Origin of the sequence: Helicobacter pylori, assembly GCF_002832345.1 — a bacterium.
In the GTDB taxonomy this organism is placed as follows: domain Bacteria; phylum Campylobacterota; class Campylobacteria; order Campylobacterales; family Helicobacteraceae; genus Helicobacter; species Helicobacter pylori_CP.
The window spans coordinates 67,335-85,777 of sequence record NZ_PHLZ01000002.1 but is presented as its reverse complement, the minus strand read 5'-3'; the positions used below and the strand labels follow the sequence as shown (position 1 = coordinate 85,777).

Sequence of the window (18,443 nt, the reverse complement as noted above, 5' to 3'; positions counted from 1 at the left end):
GTTTGATGAAAGTAGGCTCACTTTTTGCTGGGATTGGAGGGTTTGAATGCGCGTTTTTGCAAGCGGGCTTTGAAATTGGTTGGGCGAATGAATTGGACAAAGACGCATGCAACACTTATAGGGCTAATTTCAAACACAAGCTTTTAGAACAAGACATTAAAGATTTAAACCCTAATGAATTAGAAGATGTTGGGTTGATAAGTGCGGGGTTTCCTTGTCAAGCGTTCAGCATTGCCGGGTTGCAAAAAGGGCTTAATGATGAAAGAGGAGCGATTGTTATGGAAATGTTTCGCATCATTCAAGCCAAAAAACCTCAAGTTTTATTATTAGAAAATGTGAAAAATTTAGTGAGTCATAATAAGGGGGAAACCTTAAAGTTTATTTTAGAAACTTTAAAAAACTTAGGCTATTTTGTCCATTATAAAATACTAAATACTTATGAATATTCTACTATACCACAAAATAGAGAGCGGATTTATATTATAGGATTTTTAGATAAAAACCATTACAAGCGCTTTCATTTTCCTTTAAAAATCAATCACACGCAAAGCATTAAGGATTTATTAGAAATAAAAGTGGGTGAGGAATTTTATTACAAGCAATATCGTTTTTATGAGACTTTAAAAAAAGAAATCACCAAAAGAGACACTTGCTACCAATGGCGCAGGCATTATGTAAGAGAAAATAAAAACAATCTTTGCCCCACTCTTACAGCCAACATGGGGACAGGAGGGCATAATGTGCCTTTAGTTTTAGATGAGAAAGGCATAAGAAAACTCACGCCTAAAGAATGTCTGAATTTTCAAGGTTTCGCTAAAGATTATGTTTTACCTAATACCGCTAAAAGCAAACTTTATAAGCAAATTGGTAATTCTGTGAGTGTGCCTGTGATTAAAGCTTTAGCATTAGAAATTAAAAAGGTTGTTCATGGATAATCATACGCATCAAACTTGGGTCATCAATTTAACCGGTATTGACAAGGGGATTTTTCGCACAATGAATGGCAACGCTGATGAACTCATTGCTATAGGAAGGGTGATTAAAGCAGGATTTCCTTGCAGTAGAGTGGATGTTACAAACGCTAAGTATGATGCCATTGTGGATCTAGGGGGAAAGCAGAAATTATTGAGGATACAGATTAAAGGCACAGGGGGAGATACTTTGAATTTTACAGGGGGCTATAGGAGTGGGGTTCAAATTGATAGGAACGCCCCTAAACGCACTTACAAATACACCAAAAAAGATTGCGATTTGATTTTAGGGATAGACACTCGCACGAGCGAATGCTATATTATCCCTATTGAAGACACACAAGAATGGGGCAACACAAAGAGCTTATCGCAACTCCAACACTATAAAGAGAATTGGCAGATTTTGATTGACTTGGCGTTGGAGTGAAAATATAAAATGACATTTATAAATAAGAAAAAAAGATCTCTTTAGATAGGGTGTTGGTTATGCTAAAAGGATAAAATCAAATTGGACTTAAAAAACAAAAGTTTTCGCTCACACACCGCCTATACAAACGCTTTAAAGAATGACTTACTCTTAAACCCTAGATTAGTGGAAGCAGAAAGAAAATTTTTACAAGCTTTTGGAATGGCTTAAAATGAACGCTGATAATCAAGTGGGTAATCAAAAAGCTTGATTGGGGCGATAAAAACATTAAGGGAATTAGAGACCAAGTCGGCACTCTCTAACCATTACAGAGACGGCACCAACTGTAGCGTCTCAAACCTTAATGGGAATGATCCTGCCACAAACGAGTTTAAAACACAAGAACCATAACAATCAAAATTGGGACACTTGCTTACAGAATACCACAATAAAGAGCGTTTTTAAACAACAAACGAAATAATTAAAAATTGAATTATTGTTGAATAGCTAGCGGCTATAAAGAGAAGCTTGCGTTACCGTCTACTTTGCAAGCGATTACAAAAGAAAAGGCATTTAATTCTTTAAACTCTTTTAAAACTAATCCTATATAAAAAAGATTAACAAGGCTTTTAAAAAAGCGTTATCAGGGAGTTAGGGTATCGCAAAAACCCTCCTATGAATTTTAAAATCGCCAAAAGTTTAAGCTTTTGTAGCGAGTTTGTTGATCGCTTCAGCGTTCATGTCGTCTTGATGGGTTTTTAACACTTTGGAATACATGTCCAAAAAGCGGTTGGTTTCAATTAAAGCGCTCATCTCGCGCACCGCATTGACATTGCTTTTTTCTAGCATGTATTGTTTTAACGCACCAGAGTCAGAGACTTGATGGACGCCTTCGCCCTGATAAGTATAAAGGTTTTGCCCTATTTTTTTAAGGTTTTTAGGTTCGCTAAAACCCACTAAAGCTAACGCGCCCGCTTGAATTTGGGCTTCATTATCCCTAAAAGTGATTCCACCATTTTGATCCACTTCAATTTCAGCGTCAGGCATGAGCATGATCCCTCCTTTTTCGTTCAATCCAGAGCGTGAAAGCACCTTAAAGCCATTAAGAGTAACTAAAAAGCCGTCTTTATCCACGCTAAAATGCCCGTCTCTAGTATAAGCGACACCCTCATTAGTTTGTATCGCAAAATAGAGGTTAGGGCTTGTTAGGGCAAAATCTAGGGGGTTATTCGTCCCTTCAAACGCACCAAGACTCCTATCCGTATAGATTTCTGATAAAATAGGCACACGATTGAGATTGCGGTTTAAATACTTCGCGCTCGCTTTAGTTTCATCTTCTAAGGGCAGTTGCTCTCGGTATTGTTGGTAAAGCCTTAAAAAATCGCCTGTAATCGCATCGTCTCTTTTAAAGCCATTGGTGTTTAAATTAGCTAAATTATTAGAAGTTAAATCCAAGCGGTTAAATTGTGTCGCCATAGCCCCAGTGGCCGCATAATACCCATTTTGCATGCAAGAATCCTTTTAAAAGGAAGAATTATAGCAAAAATTAAATAAAAACAGATTCATTCCAAATAGGTTTTTTTAGGGAATAGGATAACCATAACCATAAAGATAATAATACTCAACATGACATAGCCCACAAACCCCGCTTCAAAACCATGCTGTTTGAACTCTAACGCTACATAACTCGCGCTCCCTCCAAAAAGTGCATTGGCGATCGCATAGGCTAAACCCACGCCAAGCGCTCGCACATGTTCAGGGAATAATTCCGCTTTAATGACCCCAGCAATGCAAGTGTAAAAACTCATGCTGCTTAATGCGAGTATTTCATAAAATAGGGCTTCATACACGCTAGTGGCATGCTTGATACCATAAAAGACAACAGGCGTTACAATAAGCCCTGTGATAGCAAAAACCATCAGCATTTGGGTGCGTTTGATTTTATCCGCCAGCATCCCGCATAAGGGCTGTAAGAAGATAAAATAAGAGAGCGCTAAAAGCATGATAAAACTGCTTTCTTTAGGGCTGAATGATGAGCTGTTGGTTAAAAAGATTTTTAAATACACCGTAAAAGTATAAAAACACAAACTCCCTCCCATAGTGAGTCCAAAAACTATCATTAAGGCTTTTTTATGGTTGAGCAATTCCTTTAAACTGCCTCTTTGGGTTTCTTCTTTAATAGTGGTTTTGGAAGTTGTTTTGCTATCCATAGTTTCTTCCATGATATTTCTTAAAAAGAGCGAGAGTAGGGCTAATATACCCCCTAAAGCGAACAAATAACGCCAAGCGAACGCGCTGATTTGCTCATGCGTGTAAATGTTTTCAACGATAAAGAGCGAAAAAATAGCTAAGAGTTGCCCTCCCACTAAAGTTACATATTGGAAAGAGCCATAAAAACCTTTTTTGCCATTCTTGCCCAATTCAGAGAGGTAAGTAGCGACCACGCCATATTCGCCTCCCACGCTAAAGCCCTGTAAAAGCCTGGCTAATAATAAAAACAAGAACGCCCATTCCCCCACGATTTCTTTAGTGGGGAGCAATGCGAGCATGAAAGAGCCTAGCGCCATAAGGATAATGGAATACACCATAGAAGTTTTACGCCCCTTTTTATCCCCTAATTTACCAAAAAACAAACTCCCCAAAGGGCGCATGAAAAACCCTAGCATAAAAACCAAAAAAGCTGAGATGAGCGCTAGAGTGGGGTCATTGGTGTGGGTAAATTCCTTAGCAAAATAAGGAGCGAGAAACGCATAAGCGTAAAAGTCATACCATTCCACTAAATTACCTGAACTAGCGGCTAAAAGGGATTTTAAGGGTTTTTTGGTGGCGGGTTGGGGGTTCATGGCTATCCTTGAATATGAAATTTTTAGGTAATTTTACTAGGAGTTAGGGAAACCACAGATAATATTTGATTAATAGATGAAAGGTTGGTATCGTTTGTATCATTGAGAAAAGTTTTTGTTTTTAATGAAGGATTGATAATAAAGTCTAAAAAATGCACAAAGGCATTTTTAAAATCAATCATAAAGAGTTTGCGAAAAGCAGGCGGTAACTTTTTAAAAATTAAAAATAATGTTTGCCAATATTTAATGAAAACAAAGCCTAAAAGTTTTGCAAAATCTCTCTGTTGCCTTTGGCGTTTCTTGGGGATAAAAAGCCTTGAGCTTCTAATTCGTCCGTAATGGTAGCGGCTTGGTTGTAACCGATTTTTAATTGGCGTTGTAAAAAACTCGTAGAAGTGATCTTTTTTTCTAAAATCACCGCTTTAGCCCTTTCTAGAATGTCATCGCCTTGATAGTTAGGGGTGTCTAAAGGCATGCGCGATTCTTCTAGCAAGAAATCTTTATCGTATTCCACTTCTTTTTGGGCTTTAATAAAATCCACGATTTTTTTGATTTCATCTTCAGTGGCAAAGGGGGCATGCAAGCGCACTAACCCGTTCGCTCCTGGGGGGGTAAAGAGCATATCACCCCTTCCTAGCAAGCTTTGCGCCCCATCGGTGTCTAAAATCACTTTAGAATCAATTTTAGTGCCTACCCTAAAACTCACCCTTGAAGGCAAGTTGGTTTTAATCAAGCCGGTTACGACATCCACGCTTGGGCGTTGGGTCGCTACAATGAGGTGCAAGCCGCTCGCTCGCCCCATTTGAGCGATCCTAGCGATAGGAAACTCCGCTTCCTTGCCTCCTGTCATCATCAAATCCGCTAATTCATCAATCACTACAATCAAATAGGGGAACGCTTCAACGCCATTGTTTTTAGCTTGTTCATTATAAGAATCAATGGTTTTAACCTTGTATTCGCTCATTAAAGAATACCGGCGCTCCATTTCTTTAGCCACGCTTTGTAAAGCCCCGATAGCTTTTTTGGGGTCGGTGATAATGGGCGTGAGTAAATGGGGGATGTCCGCATAAATGCTAAATTCTACCATTTTGGGATCGATCATCACTAATTTGAGTTGATCGGGGGGGTTTTTATAAAGTAAGGATAAAATCATCGCATTCACGCCCACGCTCTTACCGCTCCCTGTCGTGCCGGCAATGAGCAAGTGAGGGAGCTTTTTTAAATCCGTGATGAAAGGGTTACCCACAATGTCTTTGCCTAAAGCTAGAGTTAAGGGCGAGCTGGATTTTTGAAACAATTCGCTTTCTAGAATTTCTCTTAAATAAATAATTTGGCTTTGGCTGTTAGGGATTTCAATGCCAACGACATCTTTACCTTTGATAGGGGCTTGAATGCGGATGGATTCAGCGCATAAAGTCATCGCTAAATCATCGCTCAAGCCTAAAATACGGCTCACCTTAACATTGGGAGCTGGGCGGAATTCAAAAGTGGTTACAATAGGGCCTGAATAAGTGCGGATAATATCGCCATCAATTTTAAAGGTGCGCAGTTTGCTCAATAAATCCTGGATTTTTTGATCAATCTCGTTTTCGTCTAAAGAAGTTTCTTTCAAACAAACCGCGTTCAATAATTGCGTGGTGGGAAGCTCATAATCTTTGGGTTTTTGCACTTCGCCATAATCCAATCCGTCTAATATCTCTTTATTTTCGCTCAATTCTTTAACCATAACGGGTTTTTTAGTGCTTGTGGGGGTTAGTGGGCTAAAGTTTGGAGCGTTTTGTACCTCTTTTTCTTCTTCTTTGAGATTTTCTTTTATCGTTTCTTTTATCATTTCTTCTTGCGTGTTTTCTTGTGGGCTTTCTTCTTTTTTAGGGTGGTTGGGGGTTTTGTCATTTTCTGTTTTGTTGTCATTTTCTAGGTTGGGTGCGGATGCGGGCATGACGGGTGCTGACATGATAGGTTTGAGTGTGGCAGGTTTGGGCGTGGTGGGCGTAAGAGTTTCTTTTGTAGGCGTGGGTTCTCTTTCTTTGGTTTCTTGTTTAAGTTCTTTTAAAGGGGGGTTAGTGGGGTTAGTCAAATCATCAAATCGGTTTCTTTTAGGGTAAATGGTGTAATGGGTAGGGGGGTTTGGGGAAATTTGAACCAAGCCTTCTTGCGGTTCTGAATCATTTAAAGTCGTGTTATAGGGGGTAGGGATCGCTAAAAACGATTCTTCGTTGGGGGTGTTGTGGTTTTCATCAATGGGGTTTTCTTTGAGGTTTTCTTTTTCTTTATCGTTGTTGGTTTCTTTTTTTTGAGAATCTGATGGGGTGTTTTCAAAACCTTCTTTTTTCAGGCTAAAATTAGGGCTAAAAGCCTGTAAGCATTGTTTGTAAATCTCTTTTAAAAGGTTTTGTGTTTTGTTCATATAAGGATAAAAAACGCTTTTAGGGGGTAGTTTGAATAAAATCAAATAAGAAATAACTACCATAAGCATTATCAGCGCATAAAGCCCAAAGTCCCCTATAAAAGGGCGTAAAAACAAACGCGTGCTGTTGCCGATTTCCCCTTGATTTAATAGGCTAGATTGCAAAAAGAGCAAAGATAAAATGCCTAATAGATGCCCTAAAGTTTTTTCTAAAATGATTTCTGTAAAAGGGTTTTTAGTCTTGTATAAAAGGAATAAAACCCACGCTAAATAGGGTAAATTAATGAATGAAAGATACCCAAAATATTTTTTATTGATTGCGGCAAACCACACCCCAAAACGCCCCACTAAACCGCTATTACCCAACCATGAAGATAGGGTTAAAAACGCTAATAAAACCCCTATGATTAAAACCAAATAAAGTTTTTTAGATTTCATCGGTTGCACATGTCTTTAAAAGAGCAGTATTCACAATCTTTAACCTCTAAAGTTTTTTTAAAATCAATTTCTTGCTTGAGCTTGGGGATAAGAGAAAATTCCAAATGATCCATTTTGGCCTGTAAAACAAGCTCGTCTTCTTCTAGCAACTCGCCCTTTCTCAAATCATAAAAAAAGGCTTTTATAGGCTCTTTGTAACCCAGATTTTTAAGGGCAAACGCATAGATGGCCATTTGATAATCGGTGCTGATTTGAGCGATTTCTTTGGGGCTTAAGCTTCCTCTTTGTGTTTTACTCATGTTGTCTAATTTCAAATCGCTTTTGAATTTGTAATCCAATAAAATAATCTCATTGTCAGCCGTTTTGTCAATCCTGTCTATACGCCCTTTAAAAATAACGCCTTGAATGATCGTTTCAAAGCTTTTTTCAAGATCAAGGATTTTGATTTTTGTATTAAAGCGTTCTTTTTCTTTAAGATAAAAAGCCTGGATTTTTTTAAGCGCTATAAGAGTGTCTAAACGCTCTTTAGGGGTAATGTTTTTTCTTGTTTCTAAGAGCCAAATGAGCCTCTCTTCTAATACATAAGGGTTTTTGTCTTTTTCATAAGCTTCTTTTAAAAGTTCATGGAGCAAACTGCCCACAGCGCTATTATTTTCATCTTTAGGGCTTTCTTTGAAGCGCTTCATGTAGTGGTAGTAGAAACGGCGCTTGCAAGTTAAAAAAGCGTTTAATGAGCTAGCGCTAAAGCTAAAATCTTTAGGGATAGCGGCTTTGATTTCTTCTTCTTGGTAGTCTTTTAAAGGAGTTGTTGCAAAAAGCGTGTAAGCGTCTTTGATAGGCTCTATATGCAAATTTAATTCCAAAAGCATGTTAGAGGCTTTTGAAGTTTCGCTCTCTATATAAGAAAGCGTTATTTCTTTAGAGTTTTTAAAGAGTTGGTAGTAATAGTGTTTTTGCAAATTTTTCTTATCTAATAAAGTGGGGAGGTTGAGCGATTGTCTTAAAGCAGAGTTTAAAAACAAATCGCAATCTTTAAGGCTTGGCACACAAGTTTCATTGAAATCCACAATAACGATTTTATCAAATTGCATGCCCCTTGTCTCTAAAGTGTCCATGACTCGTATTTTGCCCCCACTAGAATCGTCTAAGCGGAAGTTGGTCTCAAATTCTTGCAAATACAAATGCAATAAATCTTTAAGGCTGTAGTTTTTAAGCGTGTCTTTTAAAAGATGATACTGGTGCATGATTTTAGAATGCGCTTCTTTTAAGGGCGCTTTTTCTTTAGAGCTTTGTTGTTCTAAAAGCGGGAGCGTGAGGTTTTCCAAATCCAATAAAGGCGATGCGCTCAAATCACCACTTGCTTCTAAATCTTCTAAGATTTTGACAAGCTCTGTATAATAAGGGCTGTTTTTAGCCCCTAAGCCCATTGCGAAATTCAAATTGTTGTTTTTGTCTAAAAGTTTTAAAAAAGGCAAAAAATCCGCATTAGGCGTGATGATCGCCATTTTATTAGGATCGTTATCTTTTTGCAAATATTCTTCTATGGTTTGTAAAACTAAAGCACCTTGTTTTAAATAACTGGAGTTGGCATAAAGCTTTGGTTCTATTTTTTGGCGCTTGGGTGTCTGGGAGAGGATCTTTTGGGTTTTAAAATCAATGGAATAATCGCAATCTGTTTCTAATTTGAGATTGAGAAATTCCAAAAATTTTTGGTTGTATTTGTCGCAAGATAGGTGTAAAGTGATAGGCACTAACTTCGCCACTTCTAATAGGCATTGCCTTTCAAAAACGCTCATAAAGCCGTCTAAATGCCATTCAATGGAGGAAAAATGCTCAAAAAATTCTTTTAAAATGGTGGGTTTTTCTTGCATAATTTTGTCATAAAAGCCTAATTTTTCTAGCTTTTTAATGTAACGATCATAAATCATTTCCAAGACTTCTAAATGCTTTTCATAATCCAAGTAAATGTCTTTAGAAGAAAGTTCATTGAGTTTGATACAGGCAGAACTTAATTCGTCAAACAAATCAAACAAAAAGGAGGTGCTTTCCAAATACCCTAAAAAGCTGTTTTCAAAAAGTAAAAGCCCTTCAAGAATGGATTTTTTTTCTTTAGCGATGGCTTTAATGGTGTCTATCATTAAAATTTGGCGCGCGTTTTTAGGGATTTTCTTTTTATTGGGGATGTAAAAAGCCTGTTCAAAAAAACTCCCCATGCTCATCGCGCTAGGCAAAAACCCTTCGCCTTGCTCTAAATAGAAATGTTTTAAACGCCTGGTGGAGCTAAAAACAAACAAGGGGGTTTTTTCTAAAAAAAGTTTTTCTAAATTCATGCGTTGAGTAACCTTTTAGCTTGAGCGGTAACATTTTCAACGCTAAAGCCAAATTTTTCAAAGAGTTTATCGCCCTTTGCTGAGCTCCCAAAAGAATCCATGCCAATGATTTTATCCGCAAAACGATACCACTCTATCGCGCGGCTCGCTTCAATCACTAAGACTTTGCCCTTAAAGAGTTCTTTAAGATAGCTTTCATCTTGCTCTATCAATAGATCAAAGCATGGTGCGCTCACTACTTGAGTGGGGATATTTTCTCGCTCTAAAATCTTAGCGCTCTCTAAAGCTAAAGAGACCTCGCTCCCGCTCGCAACAAGCGTGATAATGGGATCTTTAGAGTGGTGTTTAACATACGCCCCTTTTAAAACCTGCTCTTTAGAAACCTCATCAAGCACGGGCAAATTCTGGCGCGATAAAATAAGAGCACTAGGAGCGTTCAAACTTAACGCTACTTGCATGCAAGCCTTATTTTCAAAAGCATCGCTAGGCCTGAAAGCATAAAAATTAGGCAAAGCGCGTAAATGGCTCAATTGCTCTATGGGCTGGTGCGTCGCCCCGTCTTCGCCCACGCCAATGCTGTCATGCGTGAAGATAAAAAGGGCTTTTAATTTCATTAAAGCGCTCAAACGAATGCTAGGCATTAAATAATCGCTAAACACAAAAAAGGTCGCGCAAAAAGGCACCAACAAGCCATACGCCGCTAAAGCGTTAGTGATAGCCCCCATGGCATGCTCTCTGATCCCAAAATGCAAGTTTTGCCCTAAAGGGAAATCGCCAGAATGTTTCAAATGCGTGTTATTAGAGGGGGCTAAATCCGCACTCCCCCCCAAAAAGCCCTCGCATTCTTTAGCGATAGCGTTTAAAATCATGCCGTTACTCACTCTCGTGGCTAGAGATTCGCCTTTTTTAAAGGCGGGGTAATGGATGGTGTTAAAATCAAAATTCTTCAACGCATGGATTTTTTCTTTTGTTTTAGGGCTTAAGGATTTTTCCCATAAGGCTTCTAAACTAACGCCCCTAACTTTCACTTCTTCAAAATGCATTTTGTTTTTTGGGCTAATGATAAAGCTTTCATTAGGGTTGATTTGAGCGTTTTCTTTGGATTGTTTTAACACTTCTTTATTTAAAGGCGAGCCATGCGTTTTTTCACTCCCCTCTAAACCAATAGCCCCCTTACCAATAATCGTATGAGCGATTAAAAGCGTGGGTTTAGGGGATTTTTTGGCTTCTTCTAAAGCATCATGAATCGCTTGATAGTCATGCCCATCGCATTCTAGCACTTCCCAATTTTGCGCTAAAAAGCGTGTTTTAACCTGTTCGCTAAAACTAATATTAATAGCGCCTTCAATGCTGATCTGATTACTATCATAAATCACGATGAGGTTATCAAGGCGAAGGTGCCCAGCCAAAGAAGCACTCTCATAACTAATGCCTTCTTGCAAATCCCCATCCCCACACAAGCAATAGACTTTATGAGAGATCGTTTTTTTATCCAAAAGGTTTTGAGCGTATTGGCTCGCCATGCTAAAGCCCACAGCGTTAGCAAAACCTTGCCCCAAAGGGCCTGTGGTGATTTCAATGCCTTCGGTGTGGTGCAATTCGGGGTGTCCTGGGGTTTTAGAGTGTAATTGCCTGAAACGCTTTAAATCTTCTAAACTCAAATCAAAGCCCCACAAATGCAACAAACTATACGCTAACGCGCTCGCATGCCCTCCGCTAAAAACCAACCTGTCCCTATTGAGCCATTTAGGGTTAGTGGGGTTTAGGTTTAAATGCAAGCTTAAAACCACCATCACATCGGCTAATCCCAAGCACACGCCCGGATGCCCGCTATTAGCCTTATCTATCATGTCCGCGCACAAAAAGCGAAGCGCATTCGCCATGCTTTTTAATCGTTCTAAGTCAGCGTTACTCAATCGCATCAAATTTTTCCGTTTTTAAGGTTTTTGGGAGTCATTTTAACACAAATTATCTCAAAATCTCTTTGGCTCTTAAGATGTCTTGTTGGATCTGATTTTTAAGCTCTTTTAAAGAATTAAAACGCTTGTTGTCTCGTATTTTTTGAACCCAACGCAAAGCGATTTCTTGGGGCGGGTTTTCTATGATGGTATCAAGCACATGGCATTCTATGGCGAAATGTTGATCCGCGCTCAAGCGGTTGCCTATAAAACTCACGCTTTTTTGATAAATTGGATCTTTTACTTTCACTAAACTCGCATACACCCCAAAACTAGGGAGGATAAAATCTTTAGTTTTGATATTTAAAGTAGGCACTAATTCTTTATGCCCTAAGCCTTGATCGCTAATGACTTCCCCACACACTTCATAAGGCCTGCCTAAGAGCTTGTTAGCTAAAAGTAAGTCGCCATGACTTAGGGCTAGTTTGATGATTTTAGAATGCACGCTGATGTTTTGGATTTTCACTTCAGGCACAATAATGGTTTTTTCAAAACGCTCTTTTAAAAATAAAGCGTCATTTTGTCTTCCATGCCCAAACCTGAAATCATAGCCCACCACCAGGCGTTCTAAATGGGGGAATTTCTTTTTTAAAAGCTCTAAAAATTCTAGGGCGTTTAATCGCGAAATTTCTTCTAAATACACAAAAAATAAAGGCATGCCCACGAGTTTAGCGCGGTATTTTAGGGGGGTTAAATAGCCTTTAGTGTAACGTTTTTTTTCTATGATTAAAAGGGCTTTGGGATCTTTTAATTCTTTAAAAAGGGCTTGATGCCCTAAATGCAAGCCATCAAATTTACCGATAGCTAGGCTTTTAATCTCAGGCTCGCTTGAAATGGATAAAAAATTCAACATTCCCGTTTTTCCCTTTCACTAAGCTTTCTTGGATCGTTAAGATTTGAAAATTCTTTGTTTTTAAATGGTTTTTAAAGTTTTCTAAAGCGTTTAAAATGGCTTCTTTATCCATTACCACCCCCTTTTTATTGCGTTTTGTGGCTCTGCCCACTTCAAATTGCGGTTTGAAAAGCGCTAAAAATTCACCGCTTAAAGGCACAATCGCTTCTAAAATACAATATAAAGAAATAAAGCTCACATCACAAAGCACTAAATCAATTTTTTCTGGCGTTTTAAACCCTCTAATATCGCATTCTTCGTAACATTCTATGCGCTGGTCGTTTTTCAAACCCTCATCTAATTGCATTTTCCCCACGTCCACGCAAAGCACCTTTTTAGCCCCTTTTAAAAGAGCCACTTGACTAAAGCCCCCCTTGCTCGCTCCCACATCTAAAACCACCTTTTCTTTAAAATCTATAAAATGATCTTCTAAAAAAGCCCCTAATTTTTCCCCAGCCCTGCTAACGAATAGATTTGGAGCGATCAGTTCAATAATGTCGCTTTCTTTCACCATAAAAGAGGGTTTAGAAACCACTATTTTATTGACTAAAACCTGATTTTTTAAAACCAACGCTTTAGCTTTTTCTCTGCTATTTGCTAAATGCTGGTTGAATAGGGCGTAATCTAGGCGCATTAAAATTGAGGTAAGGGGACTTGATAAGCGAAATTAAAAACAATCTTGCCTAAACTATAGGCATCAAGCTCTAGTTTGGCTTCTTGCACCGCTAAATAATCCAATTTGTTAAAAGCGAGCAAAAAAGCTCGGCTCCACCGGTTCGTGGTTTCTAAAATGCCATCAAATTCATCTTTTGTGATTTCTCGCACCCATAAAGGCTCTGAGCCTGTAGGTTTTGTGCCAAAAAGTTCATAAGAAATATAGCCATCATCTATCCAGTCGTTATTTTGCGTGAAAATCTCCACTAAAAAATACTCATGGTCATAGTAAGTGCCGCTATCCACATCGTTTAAATGCGTAGCGATAGCCGTGATGATAGGCACATTATCTTGGGTGATTTCGCCCTTTCTGCTGGCTTGGATCTTTTTTTCTAACACTAAGTCTAGCGTGTAAGTGTATTCATTGAAATTGCTCACACACCCTAAACAAAAGAATAAAAACACCAGAAGTGTTGAGAGATTTTTCAAGCCCATTCCTTGCTAAAACCCATGCCATTTTTAGCTAAAATAAAATCTGTATTATAACTAAAAGGGGGTTTTATGCCAAAAAAATGCCGACACTTGCTCCAAACCAGCGATTTAAGCCTAGATGAAATCAAGCTTTTATTGAACAAAGCGAGCGTTTATACGAACGATTTTAACGCCGTATCTTTAGAGACAAAAGAAAAAATGTATAATAAAATCATCGTGGCGTTATTTTTTGAAAATTCCACCAGAACGGTGTCTAGTTTTGAAATCGCAAGCTTGAGATTGGGGGCAAAAATAGTGAAATTAAACATGCAAACAAGCTCCACTTCAAAGGGTGAAACTTTGATAGACACTTTTAAAAATATCCATGCCATGCAGCCTGACGCTATCATCACACGGCATGCTTTTTCAAGCGCGCCTTTTAAATTGGCCGAATTTTCACAATGCCCCTTGATTAACGCAGGAAGCGGCGTGAGCGCTCACCCTACCCAAGCGTTATTAGACTTGCTCACCCTTTATCGGCATTTTGGCAGTTTGGAAAATCTAAAAGGGAAAAAAATCGCTTTTATAGGCGATGTGAAAAATTCCAGAGTGGCTAATAGTAACATTAAATTGCTCCAAAGACTAGGGCTTGAGATCATGCTGTGCGCTCCAAGCTCCATGCTCCCTAGCACTCCTTTAAAAACGACGCATAACATTGAAGAAGCGATAGGATTTGCAGACATCTTAATGAGTTTGAGGACTCAAACCGAACGGCACAACGCGCCCATTTTTGCAAGCTTGAAAGATTACGGCAACGCTTATTGCATCACCCAAAAACGCCTAGAGGCTCACGCTAAAAATAAAGAGATCCTTATTTTACACCCAGGCCCGGTGCATAGGGATATTGATATAGAAAGCGCGGTGTTAGAAGACAAGCGTTCTAAAGTCTTAGAGCAAGTCAAAAATGGCGTGGCAATGCGCATGGCGGTGTTGGAGTTTTTGCTATTAGATTGATTGTCAAACTTAAAAAATGCTTTTTAGCATTTTTTAAAAAAATGGGTTTGGTTATAAAACGGCACAAAAACCCCAATTTGATTAAGTTTTGATTTACTTTATCTCATTTTATGGTGAAACTAAAAAAATTTCGTTATAATCTAAAATAGTTGAGTTAATTAAAAGTAAATAAATAGCTTGATTACGCTTCTTTGTTTTTAGATCAGTTAAGAATTGTAGTCTTTAAGATGTATTGGCTATTAAAAGGAAAAAAATGAAAAATAGCACGCCTTTAAAGAATAAAGTTTTTTGTGGGTTATTATGTTTTAAGTTTGAGCGCTTCTTTGCAAGCGTTTGATTATAAAATTGAAGTTTTAGCGGAGTCCTTTTCTAAAGTTGGCTTTAATAAAAAAAAGATTGATATTTCTAGGGGGATTTATCCTACAGAGACTTTTGTAACCGCTGTAGGGCAGGGCAATATCTATGCGGATTTTTTATCCAAAGGCCTTAAAGATCAAGGGCATGTTTTAGAGGGAAAAGTCGGCGGAACAATCGGTGGGGTCGCTTATGATAGCACAAAATTCAATCAAGGCGGATCGGTTATTTATAACTACATCGGTTATTGGGATGGCTATTTAGGGGGTAAAAGAGCCTTGCTGGATGGCACGAGTATCCATGAGTGCGCGCTTGGGTCTGATGGCAAGGTGATTGATTCTATAGCGTGCGGGAACGCTAGGGCCAATAAAATCCGCCGTAATTACTTGATGAATAACGCTTTTTTAGAATACCGCTATAAGGATATTTTTGTGGCTAAAGGAGGGCGTTATCAATCTAATGCTCCTTATATGAGCAGTTACACGCAAGGCTTTGAAATTAGCGCTAAAGTCAAGGATAAAAATGAAGCAAGCCATAAATTATGGTGGTTTAGCTCATGGGGTAGGGCGTTCGCTTATGGGGAGTGGATTTATGATTTTTACTCTCCAAGAACCGTGATTAAAAACGGGCGCACTCTAAATTATGGTATCCATTTAGTGAATTACACTTATGGAAGGAAAGGAATTAGCGTCAGCCCTTTTTTCCAATTTTCGCCCGGGACTTATTATAGCCCTGGGGTGGTTGTAGGCTATGATAGTAACCCTAATTTTGATGGCGTGGGCTTTAGATCCGAAACAAAAGCTTATATTTTGCTCCCCGTCCATGCCCCCTTAAGAAGGGATACTTATCGTTACGCTGTGAAAGCGGGCACTGCCGGGCAAAGCTTGCTCATTAGGCAACGATTTGATTATAATGAATTTAATTTTGGGGGAGCGTTTTATAAAGTGTGGAAAAACGCAAACGCTTACATCGGCACGACAGGAAACCCTTTAGGCATTGATTTTTGGACCAATAGCGTTTATGATATAGGGCAAGCCTTAAGCCATGTGGTAACCGCTGATGCCGTCTCTGGTTGGGTTTTTGGTGGGGGCGTGCATAAAAAGTGGCTGTGGGGGACTTTATGGCGTTGGACTAGCGGCACTTTAGCCAATGAAGCGAGCGCGGCTGTTAATGTGGGCTATAAGATCAGTAAGAGTTTGACAGCGAGCGTGAAATTAGAATATTTGGGCGTGATGACGCATTCAGGCTTTACGGTAGGGAGTTACAGACCCACGCCCGGCTCTAAAGCGCTTTATTCAGACAGGAGCCATTTGATGACAACCCTTAGCGCTAAATTCTAATCAATCGCTTTAAGCTGTTTATTAAAGCGTTAAAAATCCCTTAGTAAAAACACTATAATACAAGTTTAATCAAATCCAAAGGTTAAGCATTTGAAACTCTTTTTTAGGCGGTATTCTCAATATCTTAAAGAGCATTATAAAAGTTTTATAGTGGTTTTATTTTCTTCTTTGGTGGTGGCTTTAAGCACGGCTTGGGGGACTTATTTAGTCAAGCCCACTTTAGATGAAATTTTTATCAATAAAGACACTCACATGCTCAAAATCCTGCCTTTTTTAGTGATTTTGGCGTATTTGGGCAAGAGTGGGGGCATGTATTTAGGCACTTATTTCACTAACTTTATCGGGCTTGATATTGTCAAAAAAATACGCAACACCATGCTAGAAAGCCTTCTCAAAATGGAAATGGATTTTTTTAACAGGACGAAAAAGGGCGAATTGATCGCAAGGATCACCAATGATATAGGTTTGATTAGAGCGAGTTTGTCCAATTACCTTTCAGAGAGCCTAAGAGAGGGGCTAACGATTGTCGGGTTAGTGGGAGTGGTGATCTATCAAAGCCCTAAATTAGCGCTAGTGGGGCTAGTCATCATGCCGCTAGCCGCTATTCCTATCAGTAAAATCATTCGTAAGGTTAAAAAACTCGCTAAATCCCATCAAGAGAGTAACGCCAAAATCACCGCTCGTTTGAGTGAAGTCTTTAACAATGTGGAAGCGATTAAAATCTCTAATGGCGAAAAGTTAGAGCATAAGGCTTTTGTGAAAGAAAATGAAGCGTTTTTTAAAATCAGTATCAAAAACATCGCTGTGGCTGAAATTTCTTCGCCTTTAATGGAGTTTTTAGGCTCTATTGCGATAGCGTTAGTGATTTATTTAGGGGGGAATGAAGTGATTAGGGGCCATATTAGCGTGGGGGCGTTTTTTTCTTTCATCACGGCCCTTTTTATGCTCTATACGCCGATCAAACGCTTAACTAGGATCGTTTCTAATTTTCAAGAAGCCTTAGTCGCTAGCGACAGGATCCATGAGATTTTAGAAAGAGAGCCGGCTATTGTTGATGGGGAATTAACGCTAGATAACGCCATACACACCATAGAATTTAAAAAAGTATGGCTCGCTTATGTGCTAGACAATCAAGAGCGTTATGTTTTAAGCGATATTAGTTTGAAATTCCAACAAAATGAAATCATCGCTCTAAAAGGCGAAAGCGGGAGCGGTAAAAGCTCATTAGTGAATCTGATCTTACGCCTTTATGAGCCAAGCCAGGGCGAAATTTTCATCAATAATCAAAAAATAGAGAGCATCACTCAAAAATCCTTAAGAGAAAAGATTAGCGTTGTCACTCAAAGGGTGTTTATTTTTAACGGGAGCGTGGCTGAAAATGTGGCGTATGGTTTAGAGATTGATGAGGTAAAAATCAAAGAATGCCTAAAAAAAGCTCAAGCCTTAGATTTTGTGGAAAAAATGCCTCATGGGATAGAGAGCGTTTTAGATGAGTTTGGCGCTAATCTTAGCGGCGGTCAACGCCAAAGAATCGCCATTGCAAGAGCTTTGTATAAAGACGCTCAAGTTTTAATCTTTGATGAAGCCACTTCCGCTTTAGACAATCACACAGAAGAGAGCATCAAACAAAGCATTTTAGAATTGAAACAAAACCGCTTGATCATTCTTATTTCGCACAACCCAAGCACGCTAAAATTAGCCACCAAGCATGTGAAATTAGAGCATGGGCGTTTGACAGAATGCTAAGGGTTTTAAGCGTTGGTGTTGCTTTTATTTTACTAGGGTGTCAGTTTTTCAACAAAACGACGCTCCATTTAAAATATAAAGATTACCCCAAAAATAGCACTTTAAAAACCGCTTCCACTTTAACCCCCCCTAAAATTTTTTTTAACGCTCATTTTGTGCCGCCCTTTTACCAAAAAGAATTTAAAAAAGCACTCGCCCAACAAATCGCTTATTTTTTAAAAGATAAAAGCGCTTTTACCCTCAATGTTTCAGGCAATGTTTTTTTTTCTTTTGAAGAGAGTCCTAAAGATTTAAAAGCCATTAAAGAAAGGCTTAAAAAGACCATTGAGCCTAACGCTGACCCAAAATCCGTCATGCGTTTTTTAAACCTTCAAGCGAGTTTGATTTTAGAATGCGTCCCACAAACCGCTTGCCCGTTTGACACCCTTTTAATCCCCACCGCTTTCAGCGTGCCTGTTTGTTACGCTAATCGTTTGGGCGATAACCCCTCTCTTTTTTCCCAAGAGGACAAATCCTATCATAACGCTTTAATCAAGGCCCTTAATAAGGCTTACTATTCTCTTATGGAGGATTTAGAAAAGCGTTTGAACGCTATAGAAAATGCAGAGTGGCTTTAAGG

Annotated in this window: 14 protein-coding genes and 1 pseudogene; 7 read left to right on the top strand and 8 right to left on the bottom strand. The window is 38.8% G+C overall.

Going from position 1 to position 18,443, the window contains the following annotated elements; all coding sequences use genetic code 11:
* Positions 1–5: 5 nt before the first annotated feature.
* The 3 genes from dcm to CXY28_RS08880 all read left to right on the top strand — a co-directional run bounded on the left by dcm (position 6) and on the right by CXY28_RS08880 (position 1,608).
* Positions 6–935, top strand: coding sequence for a DNA cytosine methyltransferase (gene dcm, locus CXY28_RS01150; protein ID WP_100979205.1), 930 nt, complete (start codon positions 6–8; stop codon positions 933–935).
* Positions 928–1,398 (top strand): group I intron-associated PD-(D/E)XK endonuclease, encoded by a 471-nt coding sequence (locus CXY28_RS08590; protein ID WP_000368695.1) that lies wholly within the window; start codon positions 928–930, stop codon positions 1,396–1,398. Before dcm ends, CXY28_RS08590 begins: the two co-directional genes overlap by 8 nt.
* Before the next feature lie 81 nt (positions 1,399–1,479).
* Positions 1,480–1,608: a hypothetical protein gene (locus CXY28_RS08880; protein ID WP_269799811.1), complete on the top strand. Its 129-nt coding sequence runs from the start codon at positions 1,480–1,482 to the stop codon at positions 1,606–1,608.
* Positions 1,609–2,076: 468 nt separating this feature from the next.
* Here the strand turns inward: CXY28_RS08880 and CXY28_RS01135 are convergent, their stop codons facing one another.
* The 8 genes from CXY28_RS01135 to CXY28_RS01095 all read right to left on the bottom strand — a co-directional run bounded on the left by CXY28_RS01135 (position 2,077) and on the right by CXY28_RS01095 (position 13,394).
* Positions 2,077–2,886 carry a flagellar hook-basal body protein gene (locus CXY28_RS01135; RefSeq protein WP_100979204.1) on the bottom strand — a complete coding sequence of 270 codons (810 nt, stop codon included), beginning with the start codon at positions 2,884–2,886 and terminating at the stop codon, positions 2,077–2,079.
* Between the two features lie 53 nt (positions 2,887–2,939).
* On the bottom strand, positions 2,940–4,220 hold the full coding sequence (locus CXY28_RS01130; protein WP_100979203.1) for an MFS transporter: 1,281 nt from the start codon (positions 4,218–4,220) through the stop codon (positions 2,940–2,942).
* A 259-nt stretch (positions 4,221–4,479) separates the two neighbouring features.
* Positions 4,480–7,065, bottom strand: coding sequence for a DNA translocase FtsK (locus CXY28_RS01120; protein ID WP_198542583.1), 2,586 nt, complete (start codon positions 7,063–7,065; stop codon positions 4,480–4,482).
* Positions 7,062–9,395 (bottom strand): ATP-dependent deoxyribonuclease AddB, encoded by a 2,334-nt coding sequence (gene addB / locus CXY28_RS01115; protein ID WP_100979200.1) that lies wholly within the window; start codon positions 9,393–9,395, stop codon positions 7,062–7,064. Before addB ends, CXY28_RS01120 begins: the two co-directional genes overlap by 4 nt.
* The gene (gene tkt / locus CXY28_RS01110; protein ID WP_050825481.1) at positions 9,392–11,317 is read right to left on the bottom strand and encodes a transketolase; all 1,926 of its coding nucleotides are present in this window, start codon (positions 11,315–11,317) and stop codon (positions 9,392–9,394) included. The genes addB and tkt overlap by 4 nt, the downstream gene beginning before the upstream one ends.
* A 46-nt stretch (positions 11,318–11,363) precedes the next feature.
* Complete coding sequence (locus CXY28_RS01105; RefSeq protein WP_100979199.1) at positions 11,364–12,206, bottom strand: bifunctional riboflavin kinase/FAD synthetase; 843 nt, start codon at positions 12,204–12,206, stop codon at positions 11,364–11,366.
* Positions 12,172–12,879 (bottom strand): 23S rRNA (cytidine-2'-O)-methyltransferase TlyA, encoded by a 708-nt coding sequence (gene tlyA, locus CXY28_RS01100; protein WP_100979198.1) that lies wholly within the window; start codon positions 12,877–12,879, stop codon positions 12,172–12,174. The genes CXY28_RS01105 and tlyA overlap by 35 nt, the downstream gene beginning before the upstream one ends.
* On the bottom strand, positions 12,879–13,394 hold the full coding sequence (locus CXY28_RS01095; protein ID WP_100979197.1) for a hypothetical protein: 516 nt from the start codon (positions 13,392–13,394) through the stop codon (positions 12,879–12,881). The genes tlyA and CXY28_RS01095 overlap by 1 nt, the downstream gene beginning before the upstream one ends.
* A 66-nt stretch (positions 13,395–13,460) precedes the next feature.
* Here CXY28_RS01095 and pyrB point away from each other — a divergent pair, with 66 nt between their 5' ends.
* From pyrB to CXY28_RS01075, 4 genes and pseudogenes are all read left to right on the top strand, one after another.
* On the top strand, positions 13,461–14,384 hold the full coding sequence (gene pyrB, locus CXY28_RS01090; protein WP_100979196.1) for an aspartate carbamoyltransferase: 924 nt from the start codon (positions 13,461–13,463) through the stop codon (positions 14,382–14,384).
* Between the two features lie 253 nt (positions 14,385–14,637).
* Positions 14,638–16,078 (top strand): annotated as a pseudogene (gene hofB / locus CXY28_RS01085) (outer membrane beta-barrel protein HofB).
* Between the two features lie 90 nt (positions 16,079–16,168).
* The gene (locus tag CXY28_RS01080) at positions 16,169–17,824 is read left to right on the top strand and encodes an ABC transporter ATP-binding protein (protein ID WP_100979195.1); all 1,656 of its coding nucleotides are present in this window, start codon (positions 16,169–16,171) and stop codon (positions 17,822–17,824) included.
* Entirely contained in the window at positions 17,818–18,441 is a 624-nt protein-coding gene (locus tag CXY28_RS01075) for a neuraminyllactose-binding hemagglutinin family protein (protein WP_100979194.1), read from the top strand. The genes CXY28_RS01080 and CXY28_RS01075 overlap by 7 nt, the downstream gene beginning before the upstream one ends.
* Positions 18,442–18,443 lie beyond the last annotated feature (2 nt).